The following is a 22,545-nucleotide window of genomic DNA, read 5'->3' on the forward strand; positions in this document are numbered from 1 at the left end:
CGGGACACCTCAGGGTCGCCGACCGCCTGCGGCGTCTACCGCCGCGCCAGCACCCCCGTCGTCCACTCCAGCGGATCGACGAGGACGCCGTGGACGCGCAGGCTCCAGTGCAGGTGCGGGCCGGTACTGAGCCCGGTGCTGCCCACGCGCCCGAGGAGGTCGCCCGCACGCACCGGCTGGCCGGCCCGCACCGTGATCGCCGAGAGGTGCAGGTAGGTCGTGAAGACGCCAACCCCGTGGTCGACGACGACCGTCTGCCCGCCCAGCGGCAGCGGCTCGGCCAGCGTCACCACGCCGCGCTGCGCGGCGGCCACCGGCGTGCCCTCGTCGGCGCGGAAGTCCACGCCCAGGTGATAACCCGCCGGCACGCCGTTGTAGACGCTGCGCACGCCGTAGTTCGACGTCACCGGGCCGTCCACGGGCAGGCGGAAGGGACCGTCCCACTGGGGCGCGGGCAGCGGGCGCGCCGTCGCCTCCGCGATCTTGCGCCGCTCCAGGGCCACCAGCGCCGGGTCCAGCAGCCGCGGCGGCACGCGCAGCCGCCGGACGCCGAACGTGCCGGCGCGGACCCGCACGGTGCGGGTCAGCACGACGCGCCGCCCGCCGCGGTCCAGGGAGACCCGCAGCGTCAGCGGTCCCGTTGGCGTGAGCGGGCTCGTGCCCAGAAACGCCTCATACCCGTCCCGGTTGGCGAACATCGGCACGCGGCGGCCACCGCCCTCGAGCAGTGGCGGCACCGAGGGTGTGGCGTGCAGGCGCACGCGCACCGTCTGCCCCTGCACCAGGACCGCCGCGCTGACCTCGAGCAGCGGTCGGCCGGTCGCAGGTAGGGCAGGGGCGACGACGAGCGCCCAGAGGAAGACCACGACCGTCACGGGGCGCAGGGGCCATTGCTGCGCGGCTCTTGTCCGGCGGTCGCCGCCTCTTGGCTGTGGGGGCAATCCTCGCACCTTCACCAGCGCAGCAGGGTGCAAGGGTAGTACGGCCATTTCCGCCGCTGAGCAGGTGGCCGCAGCCCTCGCGCGCACGCCGGAGGAAAGTTCCCCGCCCGACTGCCCGCGGCCTGCTGGCGGCGTAGGCCCGCGCCCAGGGCATCCTGCGACCGGCTCTACACCTCAGCCAAAGAGATCAGGCGTCACCGACGCGTCGGTCGGCGCGCACCTCCCTGGAGACCCCGCAGGGAGCCACCGACGGTGGCGGGCACCTCCCAGGAGACCTTGCAGGAAACCACCGACGTTTGACGCTCATCCGTAGAGGCTCGGCAGCACGTCACCGACGGTGGCGCGCATCTCCGCCAAGACGCAGCAGGGGGCCACCGGCGCCGGTGCGAACCTCCGTGGCACCACGCACGCACGCCGGCGCTCGAGGATCTGCGTCCCAGCGGTGACAGGCACCGCCCAGCAACCGGGTGGGCCCGGCACCTGCGCCGGCGGTCGACGATCACGTGAGGAGGCACCCATGGCACCGATCAGGCTGTCACCCGAGCTCAAGGAGTACGTCGCAAAGACCTACACGGCGTTCGCCACCGCCGATCCCGCCACGACCCGCGGCGTGATCCGGGTCGCCACCGCGCTGGTGGACGGTCAGCGCTCCGAAGCGACGCTCGAGGGGCACCGCGTCGTCTGCGACGAGCCCGTCGAGCGTGCGGGCACGGACCAGGGGCCGTCCCCGCTCCAGTACTTCCTGGCGTCGCTGGGGTTCTGAGAGGGCGTTCAGTTCGCCCGTGTGGCGGCGCTGCGCGAGCTCACCCTGGAGAAGCTGGAGTTCCACATCCGCGGCTACCTGGACCGGCGCGGCGGACGGGTACCGGACGTCCCCAATCTCGGCTTCGAGGAGATTCGCTACGAGGTCCACCTCGAGAGCCCGGACCCTGCGGCGCGCATCCAGGCGCTGGTGGAGGAAGCCGAGCGGCACTGCTACGTCCTGAACACGTTGCGGCGTGCGGTCAGGCTCCGGGCGCGGGTCGTGCTGAACGGCGCGTTGCTGATGGAGGCAGAGTCGACGCCCTGACCCTACACGCGCACCCACGGGCGGCACCTTGCGCATTCCCCGGGGAGCGTCAGGCCGAGGACGAAACCGTACCTCCACTACAGCCTGAAGGCGGCGAAGAGGGAGCCCCCGGGGAGCATCGGCCGAGGTAGGAGGACGTCCCAGGGCGTTCTCGAATTTATCCCTACAAAACTGGTCCGTGGGCCAGGAAATTGCCATGCGGACTCTAGCGGCACTGCTGCTGCTGATTCCCGCGGCGTCGCAAGCGGCCGGGCCAGTCCTCGCGCAATCCACCGTTCCACAGGCACAGCACCTCTTCGAAGAAGCCCGCCAGGCGTATGCCGAAGGCGCCGTGCACAAAGCGACCGACCTCTATCGCAAGGCGATCGACGCCGATCCACGGTTCGTCGAGGCCTACCTCAAGCTCGGCGAACTGCTGGCCGCCCTAGGCTCCTAGTCGTCGGAGAGGTGATGCAGATGATCTGGTCGAGGCGGACGTGCGCCGGAGCCTTCCTGAGCATCCTCTTGATGTTTCTCATCCCCGCTCAGGTAACAGGATATGTGGCTGCACAATCGCCTCCGCCCTTCGAGGCGGTGATCGGGACCCTGAATTCCAAGGAAACCGGCCCGCCGGGCACGGCGTTCATGTTCGTTCTCCGCCAAACGCAGCCACCACCGATGGGAGGGATCGTCATCACCGTTCGCGGACCGTCCGCGTGGAACCAAGGGGCTCCTCTGGAACTCCGCTCGCGTCAGTTCGGCCTCGCGGGCGACTGGTTCTGGTTCTCCTGGATGGACCGCGTCGCCGCCGTCACCGGGGACTACGTAGTAGAGGCCGCAATCGACGGTACGACCCGCCGTGTGCGTACGTCAGTCGACGCTACGAAGCTACTCCAACGGCCCAGGGACATCACCCTCGAGAGCGCTGGTAGGACCGAGGTCCGAGTTTCGTGGGCCGTGGTTCCGGAAGCGGTCACCTACTACGCCTTACTGACCAGGATTGACACAGGAGGGTTCTGGACCGGCGTCACTGGCTGGTACACGAAAGGAACCTCAGTAACGTTCCCTGCCCTCAACCTCCGACCCGGGCTGGAACACCTCGTCGAGCTGGTGGCCATCACGGCAGACATCACATCCATCACGCCGCCTCCGCGGATTCCAGACGAACTACGAGTTTCGTGGAGCACCTCTCCGAGGTTCAGAGTCACGTCGGCCGGTGTCCTGCGAACGAGACATCTCCAGGCTGACGGTTTGCGAACAGGAAACCGCGCCGACACTACTCTTAATTGAGGTCTGGAACGACCATCGTGGCGATCGAACTGCAACACGTTGACGATCGCTCTTGCACGGGATGGCGGTTACGGTCGATCGAAGGGAAAACCGCCAGCCGAAGGCTTCGATCAGAGGTGGGAGACATGGCGATGAGTCGGCTGAGAAGAGGTGACGGCCGGCTGCTGAAAAGTCTCTCCTTTGCCATCTTCGTGGCCATGCTGCTCGGATTCCTCACCATCCCAAGCAGCGTCGCGCAGGAGAGCGACTATCGTATAGAACCGGGCCGGCGTGTCGGTAAGTGGGAACTCAGGAAGCCTCTTCGCGCCTACGGGTTAGGGCGACCGAGTTACCGATGGGAAGGCCGGACAGCGGAGGGCGTACCCTATTACGACGCCTACGTTTTCCACCTACAACGAGCCAACATCGAGTGGGAGTTCCACGCATGCAAGAGCAACGAAACCGTGATCGCAGTCTTTGTGCGCGTGCTCGCTTCTGATGCACCCTCCGAGGAAGCTCTGAAGTACAAGACCAGGGAAGGTATCGGTATCGGCACATCCGAGATTGACGTCGTTCGCCTGCTTGGCAATCCGCGAAGTCGTTGGGAGTGGAAGGAGACTCACGAACTCATCGCCCGTGCCTGGGGCCTTCCCGATGTTGTGCACGAAGTGTCAATCGTATCACTGAATTACCCCGGTCTGCATGTGCGGATCAACCGGGCCGATCGCAAGGTGATCGGCATCGGTGTCAGCGACGGCAATACGGACCGATCCTGCCGGCAGGCTGACCTTGCAGGTTCAGGAACGGCGCATCGAACAACCGCCCCGCCACTTCCCTCCTGCCCCGCCCCAACGGCACTCCCGCCCGGAGTTTCACTGAGGTCCTTGGCACAGGCACGTGGAGTTCTGATCGGAGCCGCAGTAAATGACCGAGCGCTGGCTCGCGACGAAACGTACAGGCAGGTGCTGGCCCGGGAGTTCAACGTCGTGGTACCAGAGGGTGTCATGAAGCTCGGTGCCCTGCGGCCCGAGAGGGACCGGTACGACTTCGGGCGAGCTGACGCCCTGGTGAGCTTTGCCGAGAACAACGTGATGCAGGTCAAGGGTCACGTGCTCGTCTGGTTTCAGGCGTTGCCACCGTGGGTAGTGCATGCGAACCTCGCGCGGAATGAACTGATCGCGCTCATGAAAGAACACATCACGACGGTCGTCAGTCGCTACAAAGGTAGGGTTCGATATTGGGACGTCGTCGCCGAGGCCCTGCGTCACAATGGGACCCTTCGTAACGACATCTGGAGACGCGGCATCGGGCCGGAGTACCTTGAGCTAGCATTTCGGTGGGCGCAAGAAGCTGACTCCGAAGCTCAACTTTTTTATGAAGAAGCTGGCGGGGAAGGACTTGGGGTCAAATCGGACGGGGTCTACGAGCTAATCCAAGGGCTTCTCCGCCGGGGAGTGCCAGTCCATGGGGTGGGCCTGCAGATGCACGTTAGTGTGGATGATTACCCGGCACCAGAGGATGTTGCGGCGAACATCCGTCGCCTTGCTGCGCTTGGTGTGGAGGTCCACATCTCGGAGATGGACGTGAGAATCCCCTTGCCCGTAACAGAGCAAAAACTGCAGGCGCAAGCCTGTATCTATCGCGCCATGCTGGAGATCTGTTTGTCTTCGCCGAATTGCAAATCTTTCGTGCTCTGGGGTTTCACTGACAAGTACTCCTGGATTCCTGAATTCTTTCCCGGCACGGGTTCCGCGCTGATATTCGACGAGTTATATCGACCGAAGCCGGCCTACAACGCGCTGATGGATGTACTCATGAAACGCTGACTTCAGTAACTCACTCACCCTCAAACAAGATTGGGCACTACGGGACGCAGGAAGAGCCGAGAGGGAGTTGGACACAGGGCCAGGAGGTGAAGCGGGGTGAGGGGCGTCGCGCTCTTTCTTCTGGTCTGCACGTTGTCGGCTGGGTGGGCCGTCCGGATCCAGGCTCAAGAGGAGGGGAAGTACCTGGTGGGCGATGGCCGCCTCGGTCCGTGGCGGCTGGGGATCTCCGAGCAGGATCTTCTGAAGGAGTTCTCATCTCGATTTGGAAGCGGCTTCAGGATCGACCCACCGTTCAATCACAGGCTTCCCGGAGCGGCAAAGGCCTACTTCTGGAGAACCGCCGGCTTTCAGTTCGTCGCGTACGAAGGCAAGGTCGTCTCGATCGCGATCTGGCGCAGGTACACTGATCCGACCCCCAACGCCGAGCTGATGAGGTACAAGACGAAGGAAGGCATTGGTATCGGGGTCCCCCTCTCCACTGCGTCTGTGAGGGCTCGGCAGAGGCGGTCGGCTCAGCGCCGGTGCAATGGTACGCGGTGGTTGGGCGGGCTAGCCGCGAGGCCACCATGCCCGAGGGTGGCCGAGAGCAGGTTGACACCTTGCGGATGGACTGGAGGGGACATGGAAAGCCCTCCGTGGTCTTGACAGGCCACACGCCGCTCGATCGGGTGAAGACACGACTGTTCGTCCTTGCCGTCGACCTCGATGACAACGGGGTGTACGACCTTCAGGTAGAGGTGACGCCACCCGGGACGTTCTATTGGACGGTTTCCTACCGATACCAGGATGCTGCGCTTCGATTGGAGTTCTCGGCTCTTCTCGAACGGTGGCGGAGCAGACTGGCTCTCCAGATGGTTGAGGGATTCTATAGCTCTGAGTACTTCTTCCACCACGGCCCAGAGTTCGTTGCGGCCGATCCGGTGAGGCGAGCATGCCCATGAGTTTCAGAGAGCGTTCCGCCGTCTGAGACAGCCGCTGAGGCCCTCGAAAACGCCAGCAGGGACGGCGGCTGAAACCAGCGTCCCTGCGACCTCTACGCCTGGTGGAGACGAGCGGACTCGAACCGCCGACCCCCTCGTTGCGAACGAGGTGCTCTCCCAGCTGAGCTACGTCCCCACGACCAGGCCCATTATACGAAGTGGCGCAACGCGGCGCAACGGGCGGGGCGCCACGCTGGCATCCTGCGCGCGTGTCATGCTGCGCGGTGGCGACATGCCTCCACCGGTGCCGTGCGCGGCCGCCGTGCCGTGCCCTAGCAGCACGCCCCGCGCGCATGCCCTGCGGTGTGCCCGGGGGTTGGTACTGACTCCTTGCCCCGCTCGTGAATCCGCGCCCGTGCCGTGCGGTGTGACGGCAGTATGCCCCCGCACGCCCTACAACCGGACAGAGACCGGCACGACCGGGTCGTCCAGCACCACGGTGGGCCGGCGCGCGAGGTAGAGCACCAGGTCCACCACGTCCTCGGGAGCCAGCAGCCGCGCAGGGTCGAACGCCGGGGTGGCGGCCCAGCGCATGGGCGTGTCCATCGGCCCGGGCGCCAGGCAGACCACGCGGATGCCCCGCGGGCGCACCTCCTGCGCCAGCGCGCGCGAGAACCCGATCACCGCGGCCTTGGCGGCTGCGTACACCGCGACGTCGGGCGCGCCGGTCAGTGCCACCCGCGAGGCGACGTTCACGATCAGGCCGGTGCCGGCGGCCAGCATCGGGCGCAGCGCTGCCCGGTTGGTGAGAAACACCGCCCGCGCGTTCATGGCGAGCACGTGCTCCCACTCGGCCAGCGTGACCTCGGGCAGCGGCTTGATCAACGCCGCGCCCGCACACACCAGCAACAGGTCCAGCCGCCCGGCGACGGCGAGCGCGGTCTCGACGATCCGCGCCGCCCCCGCCTCGTCGGCGGCGTCGGCGGCCACCGCCGTGGCCTGGCCCCCGGCGCGCTCGATCGCGGCTGCGACCTCCTGGACCTCGCTTCGCGTCCGGCTGGCCGCCACCACGTGCGCGCCCGCCGCCCCCAGCGCCAGGGCAGCGGCACGCCCCAGGCCGCGACCGGCGCCGGCGATGGCAACCCCCTGGCCCGTCAGCATCCCGCGCGTGCCCTCTGCCCTCTGGAGGGTCTCGTGCGGGTGCAGACCATGCGCAGTCTGACTCATCAGCACCCCGCGCCTCTCCTCTGCCATGCCGGAATAGTGCGCCACCCAACCGGTCCGGCCCTCTCGACGAGCTCGCCCCCGGCGGGGTGCGCGCCCGCGCGTCCTGCCGTTCGCCACCTGCCTCGTTGCGGCCGATCCCGCCCGCAGGTACCGTGAGAGTGAGCGATGCCCGACGATCCCAACCAGTACTCGTTGCCGTTCCGCGTACGCTACGAGGAGTGCGGGCCCGGCGGCGCGCTGCGGGCGGCAGTCTGCCTGCGGTACGTCCAGGAGCTGGCCTTCGCCCACTCGGCGGCCCTGGGCTTTCCGCTGGCCTGGTACGAGACCCACCGACGGTTCTGGCTCGTGCGGCGTGTGCAGCTGGTGGTCGAGGCACCGGCGGGCTACGGGGAGGACCTGATTGCCACGACCCAGGTGCTGGGGATGCGCCGGGTGCTCGCGCGGCGGCGGAACACGATCCGCCGTGCGGCCGACGGCGCGCCCGTGGCCACTGTGGTCATGGACTGGATCTTCACCGCCGATGGCAGTGCGCCGGTGCGTGTGGCTGCGCCCCTCGTTGCGGCGTTCCCGGCGCTGGGCCGGACCATCACCGCGACGCCGTTGCCCGAGCCCGCGGTCCCTGCGGGCGCGCAGTGGACCGCACGCCGCATCCGGCTGGGCGACCTGGACGCGATGGGCCATGCCAACAACGCGGTCTACGTCGACCTGCTGGACGACGCCCTCTGGCGGGCAGGGGCCGGCGCCGTACTGCAACAGTACCCGCGCACCTACGAGTTGCAGTTCCACGTGGCGGCGCGGGCCGACGAGGCGTTGCGCGAGGCGCTCTGGGAAGACGCCGACGGCTGGCACTACCGGCTGGAAGCGGTTGCCGGCGGCCTGCGGGCCCACGGCCGCCTGCGCGTGGGGAGTCCGTAGGTGGCGAACGGGCTCCGGATTGACTCTCCCACGGCCGCCTGGGCGCGAGTGGCCCGCCGCCGCCAGTGTCGCCGCGCGCGGGTTACGGCCACGGCCGCCTGCGCGCAGGCGGCCCCTTGACCGGCCGCGTGTCCGCTACAGGCCGAGCAGACGGACCGCGTTCCCGCCCAGGATCGCCGCCCGCTCCGCCTCGCCGACCGGCAGGGCGCGCAGACTCTCGAGCATCTGCGGGATGCTGCCGATCTGGTGCGGGTAGTCGCTGCCCGCGAGCAGGCGGTCGGTGCCGGCGAACTGCACCGCCAGCGCCAGCGCCCGCGGGTCGAAGTTGACCGTGTCGTAGTAGAAGTGTGCGCGCAGGTAGTCGCTGGGGGGCCGGGAGATGTGCGCCCGGCACTCGCGGAACGCGCGGTACCCGCGGTCGAGGCGCTCGGCCAGGTAGGGGATAGCGCCTCCCAGGTGGCTGGCCACCCACCGGACGCGCGGGAAGCGCGCGAGCACGCCGGCGAAGACCAGGTGTGCCGCCGCCAGCGTGGTGTCGAAGGGGAATCCCACCAGGGGCGCGAGCCAGTAGGCGGTCATGGCCTCGACGCCGACCGGCGCCGCGGGGTGGATGTACAGGACGGCGCCATGCGCATCGGCCACCTCGTAGATCGGCCAGAAGCGCGCGTCGGCCAGGGGCACGCCGTTGACGTTCGCGAAGAGCATCGCGCCCGGGAAGCCCAGGTGCGTCAGGCAGCGCTCCAGCTCGCGGGCGGCGGCGTCTGGTGCGTTCAGCGGCAGGGTCGCCAGCGCGCTGAAGCGGTGCCGGCGCGCGGTGGTGATCTCGGCGAACGCGTCGTTGACGAGCGCCGCCAGGGCGACCGCCCGGGGTGGATCCTCGACGTGCGTGCCCGGTGTGGTCAGCGTCAGCACCTGCCGATCGACGCCGTGCTGTGCCAGCACCTCCTCGCGGTAGACGATGTCCCGGTGGCCCCGCACGGCCACGTTGTAGTCCCCAGGGTAGTGGAGGCACGGGTTGCCCGCACCGTCCACCGTGACGCGCACGGCACCCGGACGGACCATCAGCGCATCGAGGTAGGCCGGCGGGTAGAAGTGGTTGTGGACGTCGACGACCGGCATGGATGCCCTCCACAGGCCCCGGGCGCGGCCCCGAGGCCAGCATAACCTCTCCACGGAGCAGTTCCCCAAAGGAACAGCTTCCGCAGGGAGCCATTCCCGCAGGGAGCCATTCCCGCAGGGAGCCATTCCCGCAGGGAGCCGTCCCCCAGGGAGCAGTTTCCACGACGGCGGCTTGATGCCTCCGGCCCGCAGGGCAGCCGGTCGGCGGCAAACCACGCGCGCCGGGGCGGCGATGGCGCCGCACGGCGGGCGGACACCGGCACGGCGCGCTGTGCCCTGCAGGAATCCAGATGGCGAGGCGTAACTGCCCTTGCATGTCCACATTGGGGGGATGAAGGATGCTGGCGGGGGTCGAGCGCGGCTGTCTGGTACTGACCGACATCACCGGGTATACCGAGTACCTCACCGGCACCGAACTCGCTCACGCCCAGGACGTGTTGGCCGACCTCATGAGCACGATCGTGAACGCCCTCCGACCGCCCCTGCGCCTGGCCAAGCTCGAGGGCGACGCGGCGTTCGCCTACACTCCCGCGGGTCGGCTCGACGGCCCGACGATGTTGGACCTCGTGGAGCACTGCTACTTTCGCTTTCGCCGTCGTCTCCGCGACATCCGTCAGGCCACGACCTGTCAGTGCAACGCCTGCCGCCAGATGCCGCTGCTGGACCTGAAAGTCTTTGTCCACGACGGCGAGTTCGTGCGGCACCGGGTGGCCGGCCGGGAAGAGCTCGCCGGCGCTGACGTGATCCTGCTCCACCGCCTGCTGAAGAACACCGTCGCCGAGGTGCTGAGCCTGCAGGGCTACGCGCTGTTCACCGAGGCGTGCGTGCGGACCATGGAGGTCGACCCTGCGGCGGCGGGCATGCGCGAGCACGTGGAGACCTACGAGCACCTCGGCCCCGTGCGGACGTTCGTCCACGACCTCCACGCGCGCTGGGCCGAGGAGCAGGAGCGCCGGCGGGTCTACATCGGGACAGGCCGGGCCGACGTCGAGCTGCCGTTCGACCTGCCGGCGGCACCGCCGGTGGCCTGGGACTACCTGACCTCTCCCAGCAAGCGCATCCGCTACCAGCCCGACACCGACCGCCTCGACCAGCAGAATCCCCGCGGGCGCCGCGGGCCGGGTACCACGAATCACTGTGCCCACGGCCACCAGGTCATCGTCGAGGAGATCCTCGACTGGCGCCCCTTTGACTACTTCACGATCCGCTTTGCGGTGATGGACGTCCCGCTGGAGGAGACCGTGGAGTTGACGCCCCTGGGGGACGGCACCCGGGTGACCCTGCGGACCCGGGGGCCGCGGGGGAAGAGCGCCCGCCAGGTCTGGGCATCGATGCAGGAGCAGTACGCGGAGTTCATGAGCAGGGTCTACGCGCAGCTGGCAGCGGTCCTGCGCGAGGATGCCGCAGCGCAGGCCAGGGCGTCTGGAGTCGATCAGTAACCAGCGCGCTGGCCCGGGTGGCCGGCCAACGGAAGGCGGGCGCGTCAGGTGACCGCCCGGTCCACACGCCCGGGCGATTGCAGCCCGAACTCTTCCGGCAATAGTCTAGCCCGGAGACGCCAAAAGCCAGTGGTCTTGCAACCCGGGCGCCCGGGCGAGAGCCCGCCTGCGCGCGTCCCTGCGAGCGTTACTGGCTCCGACCTGTCGCGTTGACGCAGGTCGTTCCGCCGCCCGCGAGCCTGTTATTGCCGGCCCCGGGAGCCGGCCGAACGGAGCGCTGACTTGATCGCGGCGCCGCAGTTCGTGCAGTGCAGGCTGGCCGAGCGCAGGAGAATCCCGCAGCGGGGGCACTCGGTCACGACCGGCGCCCCACACTGCGGGCACTCCCGGGGTGCCGCCCGGAGATCCTCGAGCGGCGCAGCGTACGTGCATTCGACTCTCGTACAGATCGCATAAACCGCTCGCGAGGACGCTTGGCGCCTCCACTCTTGTTCGCCCTCTGGCTCCACGGCTCTTCACCCGCCCGTCTCCGGCCCAAGACTGGGTCCTAGTGAAGTATATACTGACCTCACCAGGCAGGAATAGCGTAACTATACGAAGAAACCCGATCCTGGAGCCCCGAGCTACAACCCCATACCAGCGAGGAGGGCAAACCATGAAGGGAACCCTGCGTCTCGTCGCGGCGGCGATCGCCGCTGCGTTGTTGGTGCTTGGCACGACTGCGGTCGGCACCACCACGAACCCGGCTCCGGTAATGAAGGTGGCCGACGGGGACATGGGGGGCGGCCTGTAGGGTCGACCCGCTGGCAGGGGGCAGAGGGATCAAGGCCAACCCACCCAAACCGATGCCTGGCAAGGTATCATGAGGGGCTCTCTTGCCGGTTGCCTCACTCGGGCGGGGTGTGGTAAATTCAGTACACCATGGCTAAACCATCTTCTGCCCCCTCCATTTCCCGTAAGGGTGGGTGGCCGTACCGTTTCGGTCAGCGCCTGCGGGCTGCGCGTCATCGCGCCGGTCTGAGCCAGGAGCAGCTGGCCGCCCCAGACCTGACCAAGGGCTTCGTTAGCCTCCTCGAGAGCGGACGGTCCTACCCCTCGGTCGAAACGTTGCTGGCGTTCGCCCGGCGGATGCGAACCTCCGTGGGCGCGCTGCTGTTCGACGTCGACGACCTGCGCATCGAGACAGCGTACAACCTGCTGCACCTGGCGTGGGTCTCGGACTACGAATCGCGAAGCGCGGATATCCTCCATCTCGTTGCCGCTGCGGAGCTAGTCGCGCCGGATCTGCCGGCGGACCTACGCGTGCGAGCGCACCTGGTGCGGGCGCGCGTGGCCGTGGCGGCCGGACGGCTCGAGGAGGCGGCCGAACATGCGGCGCGGGCCGTGGCCCTCGCAGAGGAGCGTGGCCTGCAGGGATCGCTGGGCGCGGCCCTGGCTGTGCGCGGCGCGATAGAGGAGCGGCAAGGCGACTACGTGCGGGCGCTCAGGACGCAGGAATCCGCCATTAACGCGTTGCGCCGCGCAAAGACCCTGGAGTCGGAAGAGGGCGTCTGGGCGCTCCTCTCGCTTGGCGTCGCCCGCTGGCGCATGGGCGATCTCGATGCGTCAGAGGCAGCCAACCGGCAGGCGCTGGCCATTGCCACCAGGCTGGACCTGCCCAGGCTGCGCGGCCGCGCGCTGAACAACCTCGGGCTGCTGGCGTGGAACCGGGGCGAGCTCGACCGCGCCGTCGAGCTGTACAGCCAAGCCTATGCCGTGCTGGAGACGACCGAGGACCTGTTCGAGATCGGCCGGGTCCTGAACAACCTGGGGCTCGTGCGGCGCATCCAGGGGCTCTACGACGAGGCGCTGGCGGTGCTCACCAAGGCCCTGCGCATTCGCGAGCGCCAGGGTGACCTGCGCGGCCTCGCGGCGACTCGCGACGAGCTCGCGCGGGTGTACCTGGCCCTCGGCCAGCTCGAGCAGGCCGCCGAGGCAGCGGAACGCGCTCTGGGCGATGCCCGCGCCGTGGGCGACCGCGGTCGAGAGGCCGTGACGCTGGTGACGCTGGGCAGGGTGCGGCGGGCGCAGCAACGGCCGGACGAGGCGGCACATATCCTGCGTACGGCCCTCGCGCTGCTGCTCGACCTGCAGATGGTCCCGGAGGCCGCCGCGGCTGCCACGGAACTCGGGCTCCTGCTCAAGGAAACCGGGCAGACCGCAGAGGCCGCCGAGGTCCTGGCGCACGCGGTCAGGCTCGGTGGTGCCACGCCCGTATCGACGCGAGGCGTCGGGGGACTGGACGGGGCGGCGCTCGCCCGACACGACTTGTAGACGGGCGTCGCGACGCCGCGGTCGTCGCGGCCGTCCGCGCAGTGGGCTCTCCGGACCACCCGTCCCGCCAACCCGGTAACCGCGACCTGGAGGCCGCCTGGGCCTACCACAACGCCACGAAGCACACCTATCACAGCGTGCGCGTGGGTCCCCGCGGCCTGGACTGGGACAACCAGCCCATCCCCTACAAGATCTACACCACGCTCGAGCCCCTACCGCTGCCGCGCGACCTCCCGCTGCCGCACACGCCCGCTCTCGAAGCGATCGCCTCTCGCCTCCCCGATGCCGGCATGCCCGGGGCGTCCGTCCCCGACCTGCCGACGCTGGCGAGCGTGCTGTTCCTGTCGGCGGGCATCACCCGGCGGCTGCGGCTACCCGACGGCAGTACCATGCCGTTCCGCGCTGCCGCCTGCACCGGCGCGTTGTACCACATCGAGCTCTACGTCGTCTGCGGCGACCTGCCCGGCCTGGCCGCGGGCGTCTACCATTTCAGCGTCCATGACTTCGCCCTGCGTCGGCTCCGGGCAGGTGACTGGCGCCCGACGCTTGTGGCGGCCACGGCGCAGGAGCCCGCCATCGCCAGGGCGCCCGCGATCGTCGTGTGCACGACCACCTTCTGGCGGAACGCGTGGAAGTACCGGGACCGCGCGTACCGCCACGCGTTCTGGGACTGCGGGACGATTCTCGCCAACCTGCTGGCGGTGGCCGCTGGCGCCGGGCTGCCGGCGCGGGTGGTGTGCGGCTTCGTCGACGGCGACGTCAACCGCCTGCTCGACCTGGACACCCACCGGGAGGTGGCCATCGTGCTGGTGGCCCTGGGCCGGGAGAGCGCGCCGCCGGGCGTGCGCGCCACCACCGGGGATGCCGACGGGCTACCACCCCCACCACCGCTTGGCCTGCCGACGGCGCCCCTCTCCGCACGCGAGGTGGACTATCCGGCGATCCGCGCGATGCACGCGGCCTCGTCGCTGACCGCAGCAGAGGAGGTGCGCGCGTGGCGCGGGACGCCGCCGGCTGCCTCCCCGCCGCCGACGGGCCCGCTGGTGCCGCTTCGCCCGCTGCCCGCGGACGCATGGCCGCAGGACAGCATCACGCGGGTCATCCGCCGGCGCGGCTCGAGTCGCCGTTTCCAGCGGGCGGCGATCACGTTCGCGGAGCTGTCCACCGTATTGGAACGCGCCACCGGCGGCGTCCCGGCCGACTTCCTCGAGCCTGCCGACGGTACCCCGACGCTGGTGGACGTGTACCTCATCGCGCACGCTGTCGATGGCCTGTCCCCGGGGGCCTACGTGCTGCACCGCCAACGGCACGCCCTCGAACTGCTCCGGCCCGGCGCGTTCCGGCGCCAGGCCGGCTACCTGGCCCTCGAGCAACCCCTGGCCGCCGACGCCAGCGTCAACGTCTACTGCCTGGCCGACCTCTCGCCGATCCTGGCACGCTTTGGCAACCGTGGGTACCGGGCGGCCCAGCTCGAGGCAGGGATCACCGGCGGCAGGATCTACCTCGCCGCGTACGCGCTGGGGCTGGGCGCTACCGGGCTGACGTTCTACGACGACGACGTCACCGCGTTTTTCTCGCCGCACGCGGCAGGCAAGAGCGTCCTGTTCCTCACCGCCGTGGGACATCCAGTCCGGCGCGCTCGCTGATCCTCAAAGCGACGGCGCTCGTCCAACGCGTCGGTGGCGCCCGGAGTCGGCCGCCCTTCGAAAGGCGCGGGCATGCCCAGCAGGGTCAGGCCGCAGGCCGTCAGGGCTGGTCGGAGGGCTCGGTGCCGAGCGGCGCCGGCTGCCCGGGCCACGTGGCGCGCGGGTCGGGCAGGGGGGCGAGCAGACGCTCCAGCGTCGGCCGCAGCGGCTCCAGCCGCGGCGGCAACGACAGACGCACACCGAGACGGTCGGGCGACTCGTCGACCGTGAACCCCGGGCCGCGCGTGGCGATCTCGAACAGCACACCGCTGGGCTCGCGGAAGTAGATCGAGCGGAAGTAGTAGCGGTCGATGACCGGCGTTGGCTGTCCGCCGGCCTCGCGCACGCGGCGCCCCCAGGCCGCGTGCTCCTCGTCCAGCGCGCACCAGGCCACGTGGTGCACGGTCCCCGCGCCGCTCCTGCCCGGACGCGCCATCCGATCATAGACGTAGAACGCCCCGCGCAGCGCGCCCCGCACCTCGAAGCCGCCCTGGGGGCGTAGCGTGAACCCGAGCCGCTCCAGGAACCGCTGGCTTCCGTCGGGGTCGGCCGCGTAGGCTCGTACACCGGCGAACCCCCGCAGCGCCACGGCCGCGGGCACCTCGGGGTGCACGGCCACCAGCGGTGCGTCGTTGGTGTCGTCGAGCACCAGCTCGTGCTCCAGCCCCTCGGGGTCGGCAAACCGCAGCGTCTCCTCGTCGCGCTCGGCCGCCAGGCCCTCGCGGGTCACCCGGTGCTCCCAGAAGTCGAGGGCCTTCCGCGAGGCCACGCGCCAGACAATGCGGTGCACCATGCCGGCCCCGGCGACACCCCGCGCCACGCCGGGATACTCGAAGAACGTCAGGTCGGCGCCGGGGTGGCCGTGCTCGTCGCCGTAGAACAGGTGGTACGCCGTGGGGTCGTCCTGGTTCACCGACTTCTTCAGGAGCCGCAGGCCAAGCACCCGCGTGTAGAAGTCGAGGTTGCGTCGGGCATCGGCCGTAATGGCCGTGACGTGGTGTAGACCGTGGAGCGTCATGAGTCCCCTCCCGCAGGCTCCGCGCTACCTGCGTCAACCACGCGACGGCATCGGGTATTCCGCACCGACGGGCCTGCCCCGCCCATGGGCTGGCGCCCCCACCCTTCCACCGCTTGCCCTGCGAGACGCCTGGCGCTGCACGCGGCGTGGTGGGCGCAGGGAGATGGCGCGCGCCGCGGCGAAAGCCAAAGCGCAGGAGGCGATGCCATGGACGATGCCATGCTGGAGGACGCGGACCGACAGATCGTCGCGGACCTCTACCTGACGCGCGCGGGGCTGGACGTCGTGGAAGACCTCGTTGAGCGCTTCGGCCCGCGCTTTGGCGGGAGCGAGCAGGAACGGCAGGCGGCGCACTACATCCGCGAGCGGTTCGCCCGGCTGGGTGTGGACCGCGCCGAGACGGAGCGGTTCACCTGCCACGGGTGGACACGGCGGGAGACCCGGCTCACGGTGCTGGCGCCCGTCGAACGTGAGCTGCCGTGCATCGCCCTGCCGTTCTGCCCGGCCGGCGAGATCGCGAGCACGCTGGTCTACCTCGGGGATGGCGACCCGCAGGCCTACGTGGTACGCCGCGACGAGGTGCGGGGCGCCATCGCCATGGTGACCACCGCCCAACCGCGTTTCTTCCCCCGGCCCATGCACCGGTGCGAGAAGCTCGGGCGGGCGCTGGCCCAGGGGGCGGTGGGGTTGATCTGGATGCGGGGCGAGCCCGGCGGGCTGCCCGAAACCGGCTCGGCGCGCTTCGGCCATCCCTGCGAGGTCCCGGCGATCGGCGTCTCGTACGAGACCGGCCAGGAACTGGTCCGGCTGAGCCGACGCGGCCCCGTGCGCGTCCGCATCACGTCGACCAACGAGAACCACCCGGTGGAGTCCTTCAACGTCGTGGCCGAGTTTCGGGGGCAGCAGCAGCCCGACGAGATCGTCCTCCTCGGCGCCCACTACGACGGGCACGACATCAGCCAGGCGGCCATGGACAACGCCACGGGCGTGGCGCTCATGCTGGAGGTGGCGCGGGCGCTGGCACCGCACCGGGCGCGCCTGCGGCGGACCGTGCGGTTCGTCGCCTTCGCCCAGGAGGAGATGGGGCTGCTCGGGGCCCACGCCTACGCGCGGCGCCACCGGGACGAGGGGTTGCGGTTCATGCTGAACCTCGATGGCGCCGGGCGGGGCCTGCACGCTACGTTCCAGCTCCAGGGGTGGCCCGAGGCCATCCGGTGGTTCCGCGGGCTGTTCGACGAGATGCACGAGTCCGACGTCGCCGTCGGGGACCAGATCGGCCTGTACTCGGACATGTTCCCCTTTGCCGTCCGGGGCATTCCTGCAGCCACCTGGAGCTCGCAGTCGGCACCCCCCTCCCCTGCCGCGACTCGCGGATACGGGCACACGGCCATGGACTCGCTGGACAAGGTGGCGCCCCGGCCCCTGCAGCTCGAGGCGATCCGCGTGGCGCGGCTGGTACTGCGGCTGGCGACGGTGGACGCGATCCCGCTGGCGCGGAAGACCCCAGAGGAGATGGCGCGAACCCTGGAGGCGCTCGGGCTGGACGAGGTACTGCGCTACGAGGGCAGGCCCCTACCCGTGGATTGACCCAGGGGACGCCCGCGCGTGGTGACTCCCGGCCCGCGTCGCTGGACACAACCCGCCGGGCCGCGTGGATTGACCCGGGGCGAGGTCCGCGCGTGGTGGCAGATGAGCTCTGCGCCGGGGATGGCGGCGCCTGCGACGACCGCGGCGGCGGAGAGGGATTGGCCCTGCACCCGGGAATGGCCGCACGGCGCAAGGGCCTGAAGGAGGCTGCGGTCGGACTAACCCTGCACCCGGGGGATGGGCTCGTCTGGCCCGTAGGCCCGCCCATCGAGCACGCGCCACACCGCCAGGTCTGTCGCCCGCCGGTCGGCCTCGGCGGTGATGCGCTCGCCAGCGACCACGGCGATGGCCGGCAGGCCGGTGGCCCGGTGCAGCACCTGCGCGCGCTCCGCCGCGCGCTGCACGTCGCCCACGTCGATGGTGGTGGACACCTCGACCAGCAGGTAGGTCTCGGTCTCGCGCTCGCGCAGGCGCCCGGTGACCACCACGTCGGCCCAGAGCACCTGCTCGCGCTCCGCGGCCGACACGGCGCCTCGACGTTCGGCGGCATCGACCAGGCGGGCCAGTTCCTCGTTGGATACGAGCCGCGGCTCCCGCACCAGCCGCTGGAAGTAGGCGGCCGCATGCTCGCGGTAGCGCCGCTCGAGATCGGCTCCTCGCAGCGCGGCCACCTGCTGGTCGGTGCGCACCTGGGCTTCGGCCAGCCGCGCCACAGTCTCCTCCAGCCGGACCAGCCGCTCTTCGGTGTGCACCTGCGCCTCGGCCAGCCGCACCACCATCTCTTCCAGTCGCGTCAGGCGCTCCTCGGTGCGCACCTGCGCCTCGGCCAGCCGCACCACCATCTCTTCCAGTCGCGTCAGGCGCTCCTCGGTGCGCACCTGCGCCTCGGCCAGCCGCACCACCGTCTCCTCCAGTCGCGTCAGGCGCTCCTCGGTGCGCACCTGGGCCTCGGCTAGGCGGAGCACTGCGCCCGTCAGCCGTTCGAGCAGCTCTTCGAGGCGGCCGACCCGCCGGTCTAGCGCCATAACCCCTTCATTATATCGTCTGGAACCAAGCGGCTGTGCGGCCCGGCAGGTGTCGGAATGCGCTGCTGGTGGGCCCTGGTGGACTCGAACCACCGACCTCACCCTTATCAGGGGTGCGCTCTCACCACCTGAGCTAAGGGCCCGATGCACCCTCAGTATACCGGGAACCGCCCAACCCGGGCAACGGCCGTTGTGTCGGGCGTCATGCTCGTTCACTTTGCCGCGCCCGTTCTTAGCCCCGCGGGCGCGGGCACGGGTTCCTCGCGCACTGCCAGGAGCAACCCGCACGCCGCAGCCTGGCAGAGCGCCACGAGCAGCCACGCCGGCGCATACGCGCCCGCGGTATCTACGATCCACCCGAACAGCGGCGAACTCACCAGCGTGCCGAGGTAGATCACGGTCAGCGAAAGGCCCAGGCCGGTGGCGGCGCGCACCGCGCCGGCCCGCTCCAGCACCATGGTCACGGCCAGCCCGTTCCAGCCCGCGAGGAACGTGCCGCCCAGCAGGGCGGCCGCTGCCGCCAGGTCTGCGCCTACCGGCTGCGGCAGACGCACCAGCGCCAGCACCACCCCGATCCCGCCGGCAGCAACGAAGAGCAGCACCGGTCTGCGACGACCGCCAGTCACACGGTCGGAGACCAAGCCCCAGAGCAGGCGTGCGCCGACGCCGCCGAGGTGCACCAGGGCCAGCAGCCTGCCGGCAGCCGACGGTGCCCAGCCGTGCTCATCCACCAGGTACAGCGGCAGGTATCCTTGCAGCGTGAACTGTCCCACGACCAGCGCCGTGGACGCCAGCGTGAGGTACCGGAAGGTGCGATCGGCGATGAGCGTCCGCAGGGCGTCCAGGCTGGACCCCACCGCCGCGCGCGGGGCCGGGTCGCGCGGCAGCGCCGCGCAACACAGCCCGCATACCGCGCAGATCGCTCCGAGGACGCCGAGCGCCAGCCGCCAGCCGCCGGCGGCACTCAGCGCTGGTACCAGCAGCGCTGCGGCCGCGCCACCCAACGACAGCCCGGACTGCCGCACCCCGACAGCGACGCCGCGCGCGGTGGGCGGGAAGTAGCGCGTGACGACCTTGCTGCCGCCGATGTGGCCGCTGGGAAACCCGACCCCGGCCAGCGCCAGCGCGCCCAGGACAATCCCGTAGGATGGGGCCGTGGCCGCCAGCAGGGCGGCCACGCCGACGGTGAGGCCACCGCCGATCAGGATCCTGCGCTCGCCCCACCAGTCGGCCGCCACCCCGAGCGGCACGTACATGAGGAGGCTGCCGACGTCGATCATGGCCAGCAGCACCCCGACCTGCACCAGCGTGAGACCGAGGTCGGCGCGGACGAACGGCGCCAGCGCGGGCAGGCCGAAGCGTACCATGGTGAGGCCGACCTGCTGGAGCGTGACCAGTCCCAGCGTGAGGAGGGACCGGGACGCGGAAACGGTCACGAACGGTTTTCGCGGTGGGTCGGGGTGCTGCGCCCGACCGCGCCGCAGTTCCGATGGAATCAGGACGCCGCCGCCGCGGGCGCTGCCGCCGCGAAGTCGCGACGAGCCTGGTCGAGCAGTGCCGGATCGCCCAGGACGTCGTACGCCGTCAGGGCCATCGCCTTGGCAGCGGCCAGCATCGCCGCGAACCCTTTCGGCGAGACGGCGGCCTCGCGGAACGCCACGGAGTGCCCCGGCAGGTCCTTGGGCCCGATGGACACGTAGGGGTGGATCGCCGGGATCACCTGGCTGACGTCACCCATGTCGGTGGAGCCCAGGCGCGGGCGCTCCGGCGGCTCGTCCTGGGCGATGCCCAGCCGCTCCAGGTGGCGCACGAACGTCTGGGCGAGCGCGCGGTTGGGCCGGATGGCGTCGTAGCCCTTGCGCACCGTATGCTCGAGCGTGGCGCCGGTGGCCAGCGCCGCGCCCCGGGCGCAGGCGATCACCTTCTCGAGCACCTCGCGGGCGTACGCCGCGTCGGCGGCCCGACAGGTGAAGATGGCCTCGGCACGATCGGGAATGATGTTGGGCGCGGCCCCACCGTACGTGATGATGCCATGGACCCGGGCGTCGTCGCGCAGCTGCTGGCGCAACAGGCCGATGGCGGTGAAGGTCTGGATCAGCGCGTCCAGGGCGTTGACGCCCTCGTAGGGCGCGGCCGCCGCGTGCGCGGCCTTGCCCGTAAACGCGATCGTCAGCCGGTACGACGCCAGCGACGGCCGCTCGGCGAGCGTGTACCCTGCGGGGTGGAACATCATGGCCGCGTCCACGCCGGCGAACACGCCGCGCTCGAGCATGATCACCTTCCCGCCGCCCCCTTCCTCGGCGGGCGTGCCCAGCACCAGCACCGCGCCGGGCAGCGCGTCGCGCACCGCCGCCAGGCCGATGCCGGCCCCCACGGCGGCGCAGGCGATCAAGTTGTGACCGCAGGCGTGTCCGAGCTCGGGCAGCGCATCGTACTCGGCCAGGATCGCCACGGTGGGGCCGGAGCGCGTCCCGCGTACCTCGGCGCGAAACGCGGTCTCGAGTCCCGCGATGCCGCGCTCGACGGCAAAGCCGTAGCGCGCCAGCGTCTCGGTCAGCCACGCGGCGGCCTGGTGCTCGTTGAAGGCGGTCTCCGGGTGGGCATGGATGCGGCGCGAGAGCGCAACGAGTTCGTCAGCGGCCGCGTCGATGGCGGCCGTGATGCGGTCATGCATGGCCTCGGGGATCCTCCGCGTCGGCGATACTCGGTACAGGCATCTGCGGCGGGCTTCGTCGTCGATCCCGTGGCGTCCTGCCCGGCCACCTGGCCAACGATGACGGTCGCTCAAACCAGGCGCAGGCGCGCAAAGCGGCGAGGGCCCACCTGCACCACGATTCCGTCTCGGATCTCGACGGTGGCGTGGACGTCGTGGACGCGGATGCCGTCGACCGCGACCCCGCCCTGGCTGATCAGCCGCCGCGCCTCGTTGTGGCTCTCGGCGAGGCCAGTCAGCACCAGCAGCCGGGCGAGCCGGATCCGTCCGCCCGGCGCGTCCTCGGGCGCCAGCCCGACCTCACCACCTTCCCCTCCGACGAGATCGTCACGGCCAGCCCGGGCCTCGCGGTCGGAGACCTCCGGCGTCTCAACAGAAGCCGGTACGATGCGGGTGGCCTCGACATGCCGCTCTGCCACCTCCGCCCGGAGCCGGAGACGGATCTCCGGCATCTCCTCAGGCACTGCCTTCTGCACGTGCACCCGGTCGAACGCCGCCTCGGCTGCGGCTGCCGCCTGGGGCCCGTGCCAGAGCTCGACGATGGCCCGGGCGAGCCGCCGCTTGGCGTCCCGGGGATGCACCGTGCCCGCCGCAAGCCCCTCGACGATCCCCCGCACCTCGTCCAGGGGGATCTCGGTGCAGAACTCGAAGTACGTGGGCATCAGGGCGTCGGGGATCGACATCACCTTGCCGTACATCTGCGCGGGCGGCTCGGTGATCCCGATGTAGTTGCCCAGCGACTTGCTCATCTTCTCGACGCCGTCGGTCCCGGGCAGCAGCGGGGTCAGCACCACCACCTGGGGGGGCTGCCCCACCTCGCGCTGCAGCTCGCGTCCCATGAGGTTGTTGAACTTCTGGTCGGTGCCGCCCAGCTCGACGTCGGCCTCGATGGCCACCGAGTCGTAAGCCTGGCACAGCGGGTAGAGCAGCTCGTGCAGGTAGACGGGCACGCCGCCGCGCAGGCGGGCGGCGAAGTCGTCGCGCTCGAGGATCCGCGCCACCGTGACCTTGGCGCCGAGGCGAATGACGTCCGCGAAGGTCAGAGGCGCCAGCCACTGGCTGTTGAAGACGACGCGCGTGCGGTGCGGGTCGAGGATCCGGCTGTACTGCTCGCGGTAGGTGGCGGCGCTGGCCTCGATCTCCTCGGGCCGCAGCATCGGCCGCGTCTGCTTCTTGCCCGTGGGATCGCCGATCAGGGCCGTGAAGTCCCCGATCACCAGGATCGCCTCGTGACCCAGGTCCTGGAACTGGCGCAGCTTGCGCAGGACGATGGCGTGGCCGATGTGCAGGTCGGGCGCCGAGGGGTCGAGCCCCAGCTTCACCCGCAGCGGCCGGCCTTCGCGTAGCTTGGCCAGCAGATCCTCCTCGCTGATGATCTCGACGACCCCGCGGCGCAACCGCGCCAGCTGCTCTTCCGGCGACAGTCCTCCCATCACACCCTCCACAACCGCCAGGCGCACCGCCGGCGCCACCCGGCGCCCGCACCGGTCCCGGCAGCGG

The 22,545-nt window shown here is 70.2% G+C and carries 20 protein-coding genes, 2 tRNA genes and 1 pseudogene; 13 read left to right on the forward strand and 10 right to left on the reverse strand.

Annotated elements, in window-relative coordinates:
- Nucleotides 1-35 precede the first annotated feature (35 nt).
- Nucleotides 36-875 carry a M23 family metallopeptidase gene (locus QN157_13635; GenBank protein MDR7556633.1) on the reverse strand — a complete coding sequence of 280 codons (840 nt, stop codon included), beginning with the start codon at nucleotides 873-875 and terminating at the stop codon, nucleotides 36-38.
- Nucleotides 876-1,458: 583 nt separating this feature from the next.
- Here QN157_13635 and QN157_13640 point away from each other — a divergent pair.
- The 7 genes and pseudogenes from QN157_13640 to QN157_13670 all read left to right on the forward strand — a co-directional run bounded on the left by QN157_13640 (nucleotide 1,459) and on the right by QN157_13670 (nucleotide 6,025).
- Nucleotides 1,459-1,704, forward strand: a complete 246-nt coding sequence (locus QN157_13640; protein ID MDR7556634.1) for a hypothetical protein — start codon at nucleotides 1,459-1,461, stop codon at nucleotides 1,702-1,704.
- Between the two features lie 18 nt (nucleotides 1,705-1,722).
- Nucleotides 1,723-2,010, forward strand: a pseudogene (locus QN157_13645) (OsmC family protein).
- Between the two features lie 196 nt (nucleotides 2,011-2,206).
- Nucleotides 2,207-2,446 carry a tetratricopeptide repeat protein gene (locus QN157_13650; GenBank protein ID MDR7556635.1) on the forward strand — a complete coding sequence of 80 codons (240 nt, stop codon included), beginning with the start codon at nucleotides 2,207-2,209 and terminating at the stop codon, nucleotides 2,444-2,446.
- A gap of 14 nt (nucleotides 2,447-2,460) precedes the next feature.
- Entirely contained in the window at nucleotides 2,461-3,279 is an 819-nt protein-coding gene (locus QN157_13655) for a fibronectin type III domain-containing protein (protein ID MDR7556636.1), read from the forward strand.
- Nucleotides 3,280-3,296: 17 nt separating this feature from the next.
- The gene (locus QN157_13660; GenBank protein MDR7556637.1) at nucleotides 3,297-5,084 is read left to right on the forward strand and encodes an endo-1,4-beta-xylanase; all 1,788 of its coding nucleotides are present in this window, start codon (nucleotides 3,297-3,299) and stop codon (nucleotides 5,082-5,084) included.
- Nucleotides 5,085-5,180: 96 nt separating this feature from the next.
- Nucleotides 5,181-5,729 carry a hypothetical protein gene (locus QN157_13665; protein MDR7556638.1) on the forward strand — a complete coding sequence of 183 codons (549 nt, stop codon included), beginning with the start codon at nucleotides 5,181-5,183 and terminating at the stop codon, nucleotides 5,727-5,729.
- Between the two features lie 23 nt (nucleotides 5,730-5,752).
- Nucleotides 5,753-6,025, forward strand: coding sequence for a hypothetical protein (locus QN157_13670; GenBank protein MDR7556639.1), 273 nt, complete (start codon nucleotides 5,753-5,755; stop codon nucleotides 6,023-6,025).
- 99 nt (nucleotides 6,026-6,124) lie between these two features.
- Here QN157_13670 and QN157_13675 read toward each other — a convergent pair.
- Nucleotides 6,125-6,200: transfer RNA gene (locus QN157_13675), tRNA-Ala, on the reverse strand.
- Between the two features lie 257 nt (nucleotides 6,201-6,457).
- A complete protein-coding gene (locus tag QN157_13680; GenBank protein ID MDR7556640.1) occupies nucleotides 6,458-7,231 on the reverse strand; it encodes an SDR family NAD(P)-dependent oxidoreductase in 774 nt (257 codons plus the stop codon).
- Nucleotides 7,232-7,396: 165 nt separating this feature from the next.
- On the opposite strand from QN157_13680, the gene QN157_13685 reads away from it, so the two are divergent.
- Nucleotides 7,397-8,146: an acyl-[acyl-carrier-protein] thioesterase gene (locus QN157_13685; protein ID MDR7556641.1), complete on the forward strand. Its 750-nt coding sequence runs from the start codon at nucleotides 7,397-7,399 to the stop codon at nucleotides 8,144-8,146.
- Between the two features lie 135 nt (nucleotides 8,147-8,281).
- Here QN157_13685 and QN157_13690 read toward each other — a convergent pair whose 3' ends face one another.
- Nucleotides 8,282-9,265: an amidohydrolase family protein gene (locus QN157_13690; GenBank protein MDR7556642.1), complete on the reverse strand. Its 984-nt coding sequence runs from the start codon at nucleotides 9,263-9,265 to the stop codon at nucleotides 8,282-8,284.
- A gap of 338 nt (nucleotides 9,266-9,603) precedes the next feature.
- On the opposite strand from QN157_13690, the gene QN157_13695 reads away from it, so the two are divergent.
- The 4 genes from QN157_13695 (at nucleotide 9,604) to QN157_13710 (ending at nucleotide 14,663) form a co-directional block, all read left to right on the forward strand.
- On the forward strand, nucleotides 9,604-10,704 hold the full coding sequence (locus tag QN157_13695) for a DUF2652 domain-containing protein (GenBank protein ID MDR7556643.1): 1,101 nt from the start codon (nucleotides 9,604-9,606) through the stop codon (nucleotides 10,702-10,704).
- 655 nt (nucleotides 10,705-11,359) lie between these two features.
- Nucleotides 11,360-11,497 carry a hypothetical protein gene (locus tag QN157_13700; protein ID MDR7556644.1) on the forward strand — a complete coding sequence of 46 codons (138 nt, stop codon included), beginning with the start codon at nucleotides 11,360-11,362 and terminating at the stop codon, nucleotides 11,495-11,497.
- A gap of 347 nt (nucleotides 11,498-11,844) precedes the next feature.
- Nucleotides 11,845-13,017, forward strand: coding sequence for a tetratricopeptide repeat protein (locus QN157_13705; GenBank protein MDR7556645.1), 1,173 nt, complete (start codon nucleotides 11,845-11,847; stop codon nucleotides 13,015-13,017).
- 41 nt (nucleotides 13,018-13,058) lie between these two features.
- A complete protein-coding gene (locus QN157_13710; protein ID MDR7556646.1) occupies nucleotides 13,059-14,663 on the forward strand; it encodes a SagB/ThcOx family dehydrogenase in 1,605 nt (534 codons plus the stop codon).
- Nucleotides 14,664-14,763: 100 nt separating this feature from the next.
- Here the strand turns inward: QN157_13710 and QN157_13715 are convergent, their stop codons facing one another.
- Nucleotides 14,764-15,720, reverse strand: coding sequence for a VOC family protein (locus tag QN157_13715; GenBank protein ID MDR7556647.1), 957 nt, complete (start codon nucleotides 15,718-15,720; stop codon nucleotides 14,764-14,766).
- 207 nt (nucleotides 15,721-15,927) lie between these two features.
- Between QN157_13715 and QN157_13720 the strand changes: the two genes are divergently transcribed.
- Nucleotides 15,928-17,307: a M20/M25/M40 family metallo-hydrolase gene (locus QN157_13720; GenBank protein MDR7556648.1), complete on the forward strand. Its 1,380-nt coding sequence runs from the start codon at nucleotides 15,928-15,930 to the stop codon at nucleotides 17,305-17,307.
- A gap of 218 nt (nucleotides 17,308-17,525) precedes the next feature.
- On the opposite strand, the gene QN157_13725 is transcribed toward QN157_13720, so the two are convergent.
- The 5 genes from QN157_13725 to tyrS all read right to left on the reverse strand — a co-directional run bounded on the left by QN157_13725 (nucleotide 17,526) and on the right by tyrS (nucleotide 22,478).
- A complete protein-coding gene (locus tag QN157_13725; GenBank protein MDR7556649.1) occupies nucleotides 17,526-18,332 on the reverse strand; it encodes a hypothetical protein in 807 nt (268 codons plus the stop codon).
- 66 nt (nucleotides 18,333-18,398) lie between these two features.
- Nucleotides 18,399-18,475, reverse strand: a tRNA-Ile gene (locus tag QN157_13730).
- A gap of 69 nt (nucleotides 18,476-18,544) precedes the next feature.
- The gene (locus QN157_13735) at nucleotides 18,545-19,768 is read right to left on the reverse strand and encodes an MFS transporter (protein ID MDR7556650.1); all 1,224 of its coding nucleotides are present in this window, start codon (nucleotides 19,766-19,768) and stop codon (nucleotides 18,545-18,547) included.
- A 59-nt stretch (nucleotides 19,769-19,827) separates the two neighbouring features.
- The gene (locus QN157_13740) at nucleotides 19,828-21,006 is read right to left on the reverse strand and encodes a M20 family metallopeptidase (GenBank protein ID MDR7556651.1); all 1,179 of its coding nucleotides are present in this window, start codon (nucleotides 21,004-21,006) and stop codon (nucleotides 19,828-19,830) included.
- 110 nt (nucleotides 21,007-21,116) lie between these two features.
- Nucleotides 21,117-22,478, reverse strand: a complete 1,362-nt coding sequence (gene tyrS, locus QN157_13745; protein MDR7556652.1) for a tyrosine--tRNA ligase — start codon at nucleotides 22,476-22,478, stop codon at nucleotides 21,117-21,119.
- Between the last annotated feature and the right edge of the window lie 67 nt (nucleotides 22,479-22,545).

The organism is Armatimonadota bacterium, assembly GCA_031459855.1.
In the GTDB taxonomy this organism is placed as follows: Bacteria; Sysuimicrobiota; Sysuimicrobiia; order Sysuimicrobiales; family Humicultoraceae; genus Fervidifonticultor; species Fervidifonticultor primus.